11 protein-coding genes are annotated in these 11,709 nt (G+C 41.1%); all 11 read left to right on the top strand.

Translation table 11 applies throughout. The features are described from left to right. The 11 genes from ACGTN9_RS14730 (at position 1) to minD (ending at position 11,169) form a co-directional block, all read left to right on the top strand. On the top strand, positions 1–1,299 hold the full coding sequence (locus tag ACGTN9_RS14730; protein ID WP_499594019.1) for a bifunctional folylpolyglutamate synthase/dihydrofolate synthase: 1,299 nt from the start codon (positions 1–3) through the stop codon (positions 1,297–1,299). Positions 1,300–1,410: 111 nt separating this feature from the next. Further along, entirely contained in the window at positions 1,411–3,138 is a 1,728-nt protein-coding gene (locus tag ACGTN9_RS14725) for a sensor domain-containing diguanylate cyclase (protein WP_499594017.1), read from the top strand. A gap of 80 nt (positions 3,139–3,218) precedes the next feature. Then, positions 3,219–3,971 (top strand): prepilin peptidase, encoded by a 753-nt coding sequence (locus ACGTN9_RS14720; RefSeq protein WP_499594015.1) that lies wholly within the window; start codon positions 3,219–3,221, stop codon positions 3,969–3,971. Positions 3,972–4,600: 629 nt separating this feature from the next. Continuing rightward, positions 4,601–5,506 (top strand): hypothetical protein, encoded by a 906-nt coding sequence (locus ACGTN9_RS14715; RefSeq protein ID WP_499594013.1) that lies wholly within the window; start codon positions 4,601–4,603, stop codon positions 5,504–5,506. A gap of 190 nt (positions 5,507–5,696) precedes the next feature. Further along, a complete protein-coding gene (locus tag ACGTN9_RS14710) occupies positions 5,697–6,266 on the top strand; it encodes a Maf family protein (RefSeq protein WP_499594011.1) in 570 nt (189 codons plus the stop codon). 58 nt (positions 6,267–6,324) lie between these two features. Then, positions 6,325–6,996 carry a RadC family protein gene (radC, locus tag ACGTN9_RS14705; protein WP_093044475.1) on the top strand — a complete coding sequence of 224 codons (672 nt, stop codon included), beginning with the start codon at positions 6,325–6,327 and terminating at the stop codon, positions 6,994–6,996. Between the two features lie 187 nt (positions 6,997–7,183). Next, entirely contained in the window at positions 7,184–8,224 is a 1,041-nt protein-coding gene (locus tag ACGTN9_RS14700; protein ID WP_499594009.1) for a rod shape-determining protein, read from the top strand. Positions 8,225–8,235: 11 nt separating this feature from the next. Further along, positions 8,236–9,114, top strand: a complete 879-nt coding sequence (gene mreC, locus ACGTN9_RS14695) for a rod shape-determining protein MreC (protein WP_499594008.1) — start codon at positions 8,236–8,238, stop codon at positions 9,112–9,114. Continuing rightward, complete coding sequence (gene mreD, locus ACGTN9_RS14690; protein ID WP_499594006.1) at positions 9,111–9,641, top strand: rod shape-determining protein MreD; 531 nt, start codon at positions 9,111–9,113, stop codon at positions 9,639–9,641. Before mreC ends, mreD begins: the two co-directional genes overlap by 4 nt. A 51-nt stretch (positions 9,642–9,692) precedes the next feature. Then, the gene (gene minC / locus ACGTN9_RS14685) at positions 9,693–10,379 is read left to right on the top strand and encodes a septum site-determining protein MinC (protein WP_499594004.1); all 687 of its coding nucleotides are present in this window, start codon (positions 9,693–9,695) and stop codon (positions 10,377–10,379) included. Further along, positions 10,372–11,169: a septum site-determining protein MinD gene (gene minD, locus ACGTN9_RS14680; RefSeq protein ID WP_499594002.1), complete on the top strand. Its 798-nt coding sequence runs from the start codon at positions 10,372–10,374 to the stop codon at positions 11,167–11,169. Before minC ends, minD begins: the two co-directional genes overlap by 8 nt. Positions 11,170–11,709 lie beyond the last annotated feature (540 nt).

The raw sequence follows: 11,709 nt of genomic DNA, 5'->3' as shown, positions 1-11,709 counted from the left end.
ATGTTGACGTATGAGCAGGCGATTGAATGGATTCATAGTCGTGAAAAATTCAAAATTAAACCAGGACTGAAACGGATGGAATGGATGATGGAAAAGCTTGATCATCCAGAACAAGAGCTGAATGCCATCCATATTGCTGGGACAAATGGAAAAGGTTCGACACTGTCTTTTTTGCGGAATCTGTTAGAAGCACAAGGAAAGGATGTCGGTACTTTCACTTCTCCTTATATCATTCACTTCAATGAACGGATCAGTGTAAATGGAAAACCAATCCAAGATGATGATTGGGTGCAGCTTGTAAAGACAATCAAGCCTTTAGCTGAAGAGTTAGGCCAGACACCATTAGGAGAACCAACTGAATTCGAAGTCATTACCGCCATGGCCCTATTATATTTCAAGCAGGCAAGTCTTGATTTCGTAATCATGGAAACAGGCTTAGGGGGGCGTTTTGATTCAACTAACGTTATTCAGCCTATTGTAGCGGCTATTACTAATATAGGGCTCGATCACATGTCAATTCTTGGTGACAGTTACGAAAAAATTGCTGTAGAAAAGGCTGGCATCATCAAAGATAATGTACCAGTGGTCACTGCTGTAGAAAGCGAAAAAGCTATTAATGTAATTAAGCAGAAGTGTCATGAGACATCTTCGAATCTATTCCGATTGAACCATGATTTCTTTATAAGTCATGAAAGCAGTGATGAAGAAGGAGAACACTTTTTCTTTTCAAATAGTTCCTATCAATCCCAATTACTGACAAGCCGTATGAAAGGAAGACATCAAGAAGCGAATGCTGCAGTTGCTTTAGAGATTATGGAGGTGCTACGGGATAAAAGTTATCCGTTCCACCGGGAAGATTACTATAATGGTATTATGTCAACAAAATGGCCTGGCAGGTTTGAACGGGTATCTGAAAAGCCTTTGGTTATCATAGATGGGGCCCACAATGAAGAGGGTACGGAAACTTTGATGAGAACAGTTGGTGAGCATTTCCCTGACAAACGTAAATTTCTACTCTATGCAGCCCTGGAAGATAAACCGGTTAAAGGAATGCTGGAGCAGCTTAAAGACAATTTTGATCACATCACATTCACAAGTTTCAACTTTCCTCGGGCAATGGAGGCGCGTTTATTGAAGGAAGTTTATGATGGGGACAATGCTAGCGCAGAACAAGTGTGGGAGGAAGCCCTGGAAAACGTTGTGGGTAAAATGACCCATAACGACGTATTGCTTGTGGCAGGCTCGCTATATTTCATATCTGATGTCAGAAAATACTTTGAATATAGGTCAAAGGTATGATAGTATAATAATTATCTGAAAATTGCTTACGCTATAAATACATCTTTTGCATTCATCATCAAGCAATAAATGGTAAAAGTATAATAGATTTGATGCAGGGAGATGCATGTGATGACGAAAGAGAAGAGGATTGCCATATGGCTGGCCTGGCTTTTCGTTTGGCCGATTAGTTTATATGGAGTATATAGTTATATGGAACCGGGTTTTGAAGGTATAATGGCTGATCTATTCTCTTTTGCCATTTTAATTTGTATTGTCTCTTTATTCCCTCTGATATTTAAAGAGGGCCCGATTTTTCTGATCCAGGGTGTCAGTCTGGCGGTATTTCTTTATTTCGGCTTATTCATGGAAATAGTTCTGACCCAAATAGGTGTTATTTCCCTACTAATAAAAATGCGGATTACACGGGAGGATCTACACCGCTTTCCGATGAACATGCTGATGTTTTTAGTGACGAGTATCGTTGGCGCTATAGTCTACTATCTTCTTGGGGGAGAGCATGGTAATGCTGCCTATAATGAGTTGTATGACATCTTTCCTATTCTTGCTTATGCGATGACTATATTTTTAGTGAATCAGACACTGATTAAAGTATTAGGAGTACTTTTGCAGAAGCGACGGTTTCAATTGATTGATCGTGCTACTTTATGGGAAACCTATACCACTGTGCTCATTTTCCCTGTAGGTTTTGTTTTGTTCAGGCTATATTCTGAGCTGGGAGTCGTGGCTGTTTATTACGTAGGTATCCCTTTTGTTTTTATTTCTGCCATGCTCATGCTTTACCATACCAGCCAACAGATCAATGGATACCTGCAAAAGACGAGTGATATCGGTCATGAGCTTACGGGACGTCTGAAGTCCAAGGAAGTGATCGACCTTTTCATCCTACGGGTAGCAGATCTCTTACCCCTGAAATACATTTATATTTTTAATGTGAAAGACGAGAAAAGCCTGAGTCTGATGAGGTTTTATGATGGAAGCGGGCAACATAGCATCACCGAATTCACCTTAAGGCCGGGGGAGGGTGTCAGCGGCTATGTATGGCAAAAAAGAAAGGGTGTACGGTACCAAAGTCGACGCGAGTGGCTGCATTTGGATAGTAACTTTATTCCGAATGACGGAGAAAGCGTTTTATCGCTTCCTGTCTTCCGAAATAATCAAATCGTTTCGGTTATTACGGTCATTTCTAATCAAAAGCGCGCATTTGAAAAGTATCAGTATATGATATTAGACATTTTGATCAATTATCTTGCTGTAGCTATTGAAAATGCGAACAATTATGAGCTCACCAAAAATAAAAGTGAACGTTGTCCACTCACGAACCTATATAATTACCGTTACTTTGAAGAGCAATTGGATAAAACATTTCTGACCCTTAAAAACACAAATCAGCCTATGTCACTTATATTATTGGATATTGATCATTTCAAGGTAGTAAATGATACATATGGTCACCAAAGCGGAAATGAGATTCTTTGCGATGTGGCAGATTTGTTAAGTAATCTGATTGGAAGTGAAGGTCTGGTAGCTCGCTATGGTGGAGAGGAGTTTGTTATCTTATTACCTTCCTATAATCTTAGTGAAACGATGAAGACCGCTGACAAACTAAGGGAAAGTATAGCTTCATCCACTTTTTATGCTTATGATCATATTGTAGACCAGGATGGACCGGCTGCTGTTTCCATTACAGCAAGTATTGGGGTAGCAGCTTATCCCGACCACTGTGAAGAAGCACTTGAGCTTGTCCGCCATGCGGACCGGGCTATGTACGTAGGCGCAAAACAACAAGGACGCAACAAAGTTGCCAACTATGAAAGTTTACTAGGGGTAGCTGAATAGTCAATATAGCTATCTCTAGTAAATTCTACACCTTATCTTCGTTTTTCCTATCCCCCAATTCCCTCGAAGGAGAATGGTTAATGAACCTAATTCTTATTTTTTATTTCTTCCTTATTGGTTTGGTATTCGGTTCTTTTTTCAATGTAGTCGGCTTTCGAATTCCAAAACGATCTTTTTTCCGTCATCACCGTTCCCACTGTCCCTCATGCGACAATCAGCTTTCCTGGCAGGACTTGATCCCTGTTTTATCTTACTTTCACCTGAAAGGAAAATGTCGGTACTGTCACACCTCTATTTCTATTATTTATCCTTTTGTAGAACTCTTCACCGGTAGTTTATTTGCGTACAGCTATAACATTTTTGGATTAACATTAGAGCTTTTCACAGCTTTACTATTAATATCCTTGTTTAGCATTATTTTCGTGAGTGACATGGCTTATATGCATATCCCAGATAAAGTGCTACTCGTATTTTTCATACTATTCCTGGTACTTCGTATATTTCAGCCTATGGTTTCCTGGGGCAATGCTTTTCTTGGGGGGATTTTCGGTATAGTGCTCATAGGAATGATTATTCGTCTTAGTAATGGGGGCATGGGGGCTGGAGATATGAAGTTGTTTGGAATAATTGGCTTCATCATGGGGATAGAAGGTTTGATGGTTTCTTTTTTTCTGTCTGTCATTAGTGGAGCTTGCCTCGGTATGGTTCTGATGTTGTCAGGGAAAGCATCGCGAAGCCATCCCATCCCCTTTGCCCCATTTATCATCTTTGGATCACTGACTGCCTTCTTTTACAGTGACAAAATCCTGCTATGGTACATCGGTTTCTTTTAACAGGGCTTCCTCAGGCTTCGCCTTCCGGGATCTCCACGACCATATTCATCCCACAGGACTTTGAATTTGCATCTTGAATAATCAGCGCACGAAGAAATGCGTAGCATTTTCTATGAGTCTCACCGTTTTCCCAGCCACCATACAAGGGGTTAGAATCTTGAAACGCCTATCAAGAATAGGGTGCTTTTGAACAGGAAAGTACGATCAATCCGTGATTGTGATAGGCTTTCATTCAAAAATTATATATGGACATTCAAGGGCGATTTCGATAATCTTTTGTGGCAAGGGGCGTAGGGGAACGGGAGACTCCTACGGGAAAAGAGTTCCAGGTGAGACCCCACAGAGCGTTAGCTCGAGGAGGCTCAGCGAACTCCCGTGGAAAGCGACTCGTTCCCCTACGCCCCTTCCCCTCTTACAATATCTCGAAGTCAAGTCTTCGACTTTTCGGCCCAATAATTAAGTCACTTATGAAAAATCCATAACAACAATAACAGGATCTTTACCTAAGGTATTATTTTTTACAAAAAGAAATTGTCGAACGTTAATTGCATTCTGGTGACAAGTTTCGTCTACTTTTTTTAAACACTTTTGGTAGAGTGGTACAAAACGACCCAGAGGTGGTGGATCTAGTGGACAAGCAGGATAAAATCTCTATAAGGATGAATGGTAAAGAGACATTAATCCCACGTGAGGACGAGGAAGCGATAAAGGAGGTAGCTACTTCTCAAGAAGAACAAGCTGCTACGGCAGAAGTTTATGAATATGAACACTCGGAACAGAAAAAAGTAATCAAACCCGAAGCTTGGAAGAAACATCCCTATTATAAAAAGAAGAAAAGGAAAAAGAAGCTATCTTCTCCCATTAAGAATATCATCGCTTCAGTAATTGCAGCACTATTGTTAGGGCTTTTACTAGGATTTATATTACTCCGTATGTTTGTAGGGATTACTGAAAGTGATGGAGCAGCAACTGATAATCCTGTCGCATATACAGGAGGAACAGATACTGAAAATGCTGAAACAGTAACAACGGATGGGGGAAAAGCCATTAAGCTCCCGGCTGTCGAAGCGTATGTGGTTCAGGCAGGATATTTTACGAGCATAGAGAAAGCCGAAGAATGGAGTCAAAACTATATAGAAAAAGGATATCCTACTGTCGTTTGGGAGCGGGAGGGCGATGTTTTCCTGTTTACAGGGCTGGCGAGAAGCTATGAGTCTGCCAATGAAAAAGCATCCCCACTACTTAAAGATGACCTTCAAACCTATGTCAAACCTTGGGAAGTCGCAGCAAATGAAAAGGTGAACCTAAAAGGAGCGGAACCTCTAAGCGGTTTCGCTGATTTATTCTATTCGACTTTGGATGGAAAAGAGACGACAGAGGAATGGAATCATCTAGCTGGACGCCTGCCTGAAAATGAAACATTCAATGAGCTTAAAGCTGCCATAAAGAATTTTAATGAATCGAATAACCGTAGCCAACAGGATGTGCTTTTATTAAAAGTTTGGAAAAGCTATGAAGGTATTCTTAAGAAATAGGTGCTTTACGTACCTATTTTTTTATTTTACTTTAATTATTAAACAAGAAAGTAGGAAAAGCTTATAATAAAAACCAGATATTGTAGAATAGAGAAGAGGTTATAATGCATTATAACTATTTTTATTATTTCTTGAAAGTTTAATACACTGGTTAGAACCTCACAGTTTTGTTATTGGGAAGGGTGTCAGGATGTACAAATCATTAGTGTTAGGGTCAGCTTCACCGAGAAGGAAAAGTCTGCTTGAATTGGCTGGCTTTCAATTTGCAGTCAGGACAAGCGATGCGGATGAATCCCTCGTTAAGATTAATGACCCTGAAATGTTAGTTCAGAAGCTTGCACAGGTAAAAGCTGAGCAAATCGCTACAACAGAAAATGAAGTATTAGTAACAGCGGATACAGTGGTAAGCTTTGCTGGGCACGTGTTGGGAAAACCGGAAACCCGAAAGGAAGCAATCGAAACACTCCAGCTGTTAAGCGGCAATTCCCATTCCGTTCATACAGGGGTGATGATTCGGGGATACAATCAATCTAAAATCTTTTCTGTAAAAACCGACGTAGAATTTATGGAATTAACAGAAACAGATATCAATCGTTATGTAGATACAGGAGACCCTTTTGATAAAGCGGGAAGTTATGGAATACAAACGAAAGGAGCATTGTTGGTAAAAGGAATCCGCGGTGATTATTATAATGTCGTCGGGCTTCCTATCGCTTATCTGGTGAAAGAGCTTGAAAAATTCAACATCACCCCCTCCTGAAAATAAATTGTGAGGAAAAACAGGAAAGGGTGCAGTGAATTTGTCAGATGCCCAGGTTATGTTGAAAGATGTGCCTTTAGCTGATAGACCGAGGGAGCGTATGATAGAACATGGCCCCCGTCATTTATCGAACCAGGAATTGATAGCTATTCTCCTTGGCAGTGGATCGAAGAACGATTCAGTGATGAACTTGTCCCAGCGTTTACTGATACACTTTGAGGGCTTGGATCTTTTGAAGGATGCTACAATTGAAGAATTGACAGCAATCAAAGGAGTAGGTACAGCTAAAGCTGTGCTCATCCAGGCAGCCTTAGAAATTGGTAAAAGAATTCATCAAATGAAGCCCCCGGAACGCTATATCATTCGCAGCCCGGAGGATGGGGCGGACTTTGTAATGGAAGAGCTGCGAGGACTTAAACAGGAACATTTTATATGCCTTTTTCTGAATACGAAAAATCAAGTTCTGCATCGACAAACGATTTTCATTGGAAGTCTCAACGCCTCAATCGTTCACCCGCGTGAAGTGTATAAAGAAGCCGTCAAGCGGTCAGCTGCCTCACTTATTTGCATTCATAACCACCCCTCTGGTGATCCGACCCCATCACAAGAAGATATCAATGTAACGAGAAGATTAGCAGAATCAGGGAAGATGATCGGTATCGAATTGTTGGATCATTTAGTGATTGGTGATCGGAAATTTGTCTCTCTTAAAGAAAAAGGGTACTTGTAAGACTATCCATTTCTTCATTTTTTTCGTATAATTGAATAGATAGTGAAAATTAGCGCCTTTTTATAAGCTGGATCTTATAATAGGCGCTTCTTTCTCTTGCTTACTGAATTTTTTCAACAGCAAATATTATTAGATATTACTAACGAATTAGAATACCCTCGAGATAGAGTAGAAAGGGAGATCGGTATTGGGTTTATTTGGTTTTTCACAAGATTTAGGAATTGATTTAGGCACAGCGAATACGTTGGTTTTTATAAAGAACAAAGGAGTCGTAGTTCGTGAGCCCTCAGTAGTAGCTCGTGATATTACGACAGGCAACATTGAAGCGGTGGGGAATCCTGCCAGAAATATGATTGGACGTACGCCTAGCAACATTTCTGTTGTACGACCTATGAAAGACGGCGTTATTGCCGATTATGATACTACCGCTGAAATGATGAAGTATTATATCAATAAAGCGATGAAAAATAGATCAAGCTTTGCAAGAAAGCCGAACGTTATGATCTGTGTACCTTCAGGTATTACGATGGTCGAGGAACGTGCTGTCATCGATGCAACTAAACAAGCCGGAGCGAAAGAAGCATACCCGATTGCTGAACCTTTTGCCGCTGCTATTGGAGCGGGACTTCCTGTATGGGAGCCGACCGGAAGTATGGTGGTAGATATCGGAGGAGGTACTACCGAAGTAGCGATTATTTCCTTAGGCGGAATCGTGACCTCTCAATCTATCAGGTTAGCCGGAGATGAAATGGATGATGCGATCATTCAATATATCCGGAAACAATACAACTTGATGATTGGAGAGCGTACCGCAGAAAATATCAAAATGGAAATAGGTGCAGCCGGCAGTCCCGAAGAAGATAAAGAAATGGATATCCGCGGAAGAGATTTATTGACAGGACTGCCAAAAACAATATCTATCAAAGCTGCTGAAATTTCCGGAGCTTTAAAAGATACAGTAGATGCTATTATTGATGCTGTGAAAAATACACTCGAAAAAACACCTCCTGAACTGGCAGCTGATATCATGGACAGAGGAATTGTATTGACTGGTGGTGGTGCTTTGCTGAAGAATATGGATCAAGTTATCAGTGATGAAACAAAAATGCCTGTTTTTGTAGCTGATGATCCACTTGATTGCGTAGCGATCGGTACGGGGAAATCCTTGGAATACATTCATCACTTCAAGGCGCAGCCTAACGTGGCTTCAAGAGCCAGAATGGAGTAACTGACGCTTCTATGCCTTCATTTTTCAAAAAAAAACGACTTATTCTTGTACTCGTCAGTTTCATTTTGCTCGTCGCTTTGATTGGTTTTTCGCTAAGAGAGCGGAGTGAACTTACCTGGCCGGAGAAATTTGTCCATGATTCGGTCGGGTGGATACAAACTATATTTAACCAACCCGTACAATTTATCCAAGGCACATACGAAAATATACAAGATATCAGTAAAACATATGAACAGAACGAAATATTGAAATCACGTCTATCCCAATATAAAAGTATCATGCAAGAAAATCAGATGCTGAAAAAAGAGAATGAAGAACTTCGTTCAAGCCTCGATTACCAGGATAGTCTGACAGATTATGATCCTATTGATGCATCAGTCATAGCAAGGAGTTCTGAAAGATGGTTTAGCCAGATGATTGTGAACCGTGGAGAAGCCCATGGGGTCAAAAGGAATATGGCAGTAATTACAGGCGAAGGAATGATTGGGAAAATTCAGTCGACCGACAAGTTTCATTCTACTGTCCGATTACTGAGCGGATTCGGTTTGTCCAACAGGATTTCTGCCTGGGTTTGGCAGGAAGACCAGCCGATCCATGGCCTGATTCAGGGATACGATGAAGATACTGAGTCATTATTATTAAAAGAAATTGACTATGACGCAGAGATCAAGGAAGGAGAAAAGGTTGTTTCTTCCGGGAAAGGTGGAGTCTTTCCTGCAGGGTTACTGATTGGAGAGGTTACTAAGGTTGAAATGGATGAGTATGGTTTAACACAAACAGCCTACGTAGAGCCTGCTGCTGATCTTTATGATATCAATCAGGTGATGATTGTAGACAGGAGCATGCCTACCTATGATATGGAGCGGCAAAATGAGGAGGAAGAGGAATGATACAACGATTCTATCTTCCTTTGATTTTACTCTTTCTTCTTGTATTCCAAGGTATGGCAATGAGCCTGCTGCCGCCAAAATTAGCTTATTCGGATTTACTGATTACACCTCATTGGGTACTTGTCCTCCTTGTCCTTATCACTGTTTTTTTTGATAATGATGATACCTATTACTCCCTGTTATATGCAATCCTATTTGGTCTATTGATCGATATGGTTTATACAAGCATTTTAGGTGTTTATATGTTCACATATGGAATCGTGATCTACTTACTGCATGGGCTAAAAAAAATGCTTCACGGTAACTTTATCGTCGCTATTCTGCTAGCAGTGCTTGGCCTGGTGCTGACAGAGTTACTTTTATATACTATCTATTCCTTCGTCCAGGTGACCCAAATGACGTGGGAAGTGTTTTTGAAAAATAGATTGCTGCCGACAGGGATAGCGAATCTTCTCTTCTTTTTACTTGCCTATCCTATAATAAAAGGAAAACTGGAAAAGTGGGCGGCAAATTTACTGAGCAACTGATCTTCCTTTTTGCATCGGGAAGCAGATCCTTGCAGGTTAGGGGGAACTAACGTGATAGCAAATCAACAATTTATAACAATTAAAGGCACGAGAGACGGACTTATTTTAAAAATAGACGATCAATGTGCGTATGAAGATGTATTAGGAGAATTAAAAGAAAAACTTTCTTTGAATGCTTTGCTGGAAGAGGACCGGCTGATATCAGTTAAGATTCAACTTGGAAACCGGTATGTTACCAAGGAACAAAAAGAAAAGTTGAAAGAAGTAGTCAGGGACAACCAAAACCTTGTGGTCGGAAAGATAGAATCTAATGTACTTACAAAAGAGGAAGCTTCAGAATGGAAAAAGCATGCCGAGGTAAAACCTTTAGTCAGGGTGGTAAGGTCAGGTCAAGTGATCAATGTAGAAGGAGACCTATTATTGATCGGAGATGTAAATCCCGGCGGTAAGGTTATGGCTACGGGCAATATATTTGTAATGGGAAGCCTTCGGGGTATTGCACATGCTGGTGTTGATGGGGACTCCCGTGCTGTGATCGCCGCATCCTACATGCAGCCGAGCCAGTTAAGAATCGCCAATGCAATCAGCAGGGCCCCTGATCATGAAACAGAGGGAGTCTATATGGAGTGCGGCTATTTAGATGAAGATGCAGACAAAATTTTGATTGACCGACTACAGGATATCATAAAAAAAAGGCCGGACATCAGCAGCTTTGAAAGGAGAATGTTTAATGGGTGAGGCTATTGTTGTAACTTCTGGTAAAGGCGGTGTCGGGAAAACGACAACTACCGCTAATATCGGTACAGCACTTGCATTACTTGGCAAAAAGGTTTGCCTGATTGATACGGATATCGGGTTGCGTAACCTTGATGTAGTAATGGGGCTGGAGAATCGTATTATTTTCGATCTTGTGGATGTGGTGCAGGAACGCGTGAAGACCAAACAGGCTTTAATTCCTGACAAACGTTTCGACTGTCTGCAATTGCTTCCGGCAGCGCAAACAAGTGACAAGTCTGAAGTTACACCAGAAGCCATGAAAAAAATAGTAGACGAGTTAAAGCAGGATTTCGACTACATAATCATAGACTGTCCGGCAGGAATCGAACAAGGCTATAAAAATGCCGTAGCAGGTGCAGATAAGGCGGTTGTCGTAACCAACCCGGAAAAATCTAGTGTTCGTGATGCCGATCGAATCATCGGTTTATTGGAACAAGAAGATATAGAACCACCCAAATTGATTGTCAATCGTATCCGTCACCATATGGTCCAAAATGGAGATATGCTGGATGTGGATGAAATAGTATCCGTGTTATCCATCGATTTATTAGGGGTGGTAGCGGATGATGATGAAGTGATTAAGGCTTCTAATAGCGGTGAACCTGTCGCGTTGCACCCGAATACAAAGTCATCGCTGGCCTATCGGAATATTGCTCGCCGGATATTAGGTGAATCAGTTCCGTTGCTTTCTTTTGATGAGGAAAAAGGCTTTTTTACTAAAGTTAAAAAGTTCTTTGGAATTCGCAGCTGATTTCCTGGACTGTCTCTGTAGAGACAGTCTTTTTTTATGTCTCTAATTTCAGTGGTGATTTCACATATAAGTTCCCTTTAGCTGAATACTCAGTTTCGAGATGATTTGGTCCGTTATTTTGAGAGGAATAGGATGGTCTGGGAAACGGCTCGCTTTCCTGCGGGGGACCTGGCAAGCTTCCTCGGGCTAAAGCCCTGTGGGATCTTGCCTAGCCCCTTCTCCCGCGGGAGTCTCACCATTCCCTTCCCATCCAGCCAGTTTATTAAACGGACCCTTCAAAAAGAGAAAGAATGTAGTTGAAACCTTCATCCTGATGCATTTACAAAGGATATAAAAGGCCAAAGTCTTCTTCCTATTATCATGGGCAGTTTCCTTCGAGAACTTCCTATGACAAGGGGCGTAGGGAAGCGGTGCATAACCGTCAAGCTAACAATGAGTGTTGCGAAAAGAGAGTTATGACCGATCTATTTTTCAATATTTTTCCAACCATAACCTTAACTTTCACTATACAAATTCAATCATTCTTAAAACCCTGTCTTT

The sequence above is a fragment of the Halobacillus sp. B23F22_5 genome (assembly GCF_043497085.1).
Lineage (GTDB): Bacteria > Bacillota > Bacilli > Bacillales > Halobacillaceae > Thalassobacillus.
This window is presented reverse-complemented; position numbering and strand designations above follow the sequence as displayed.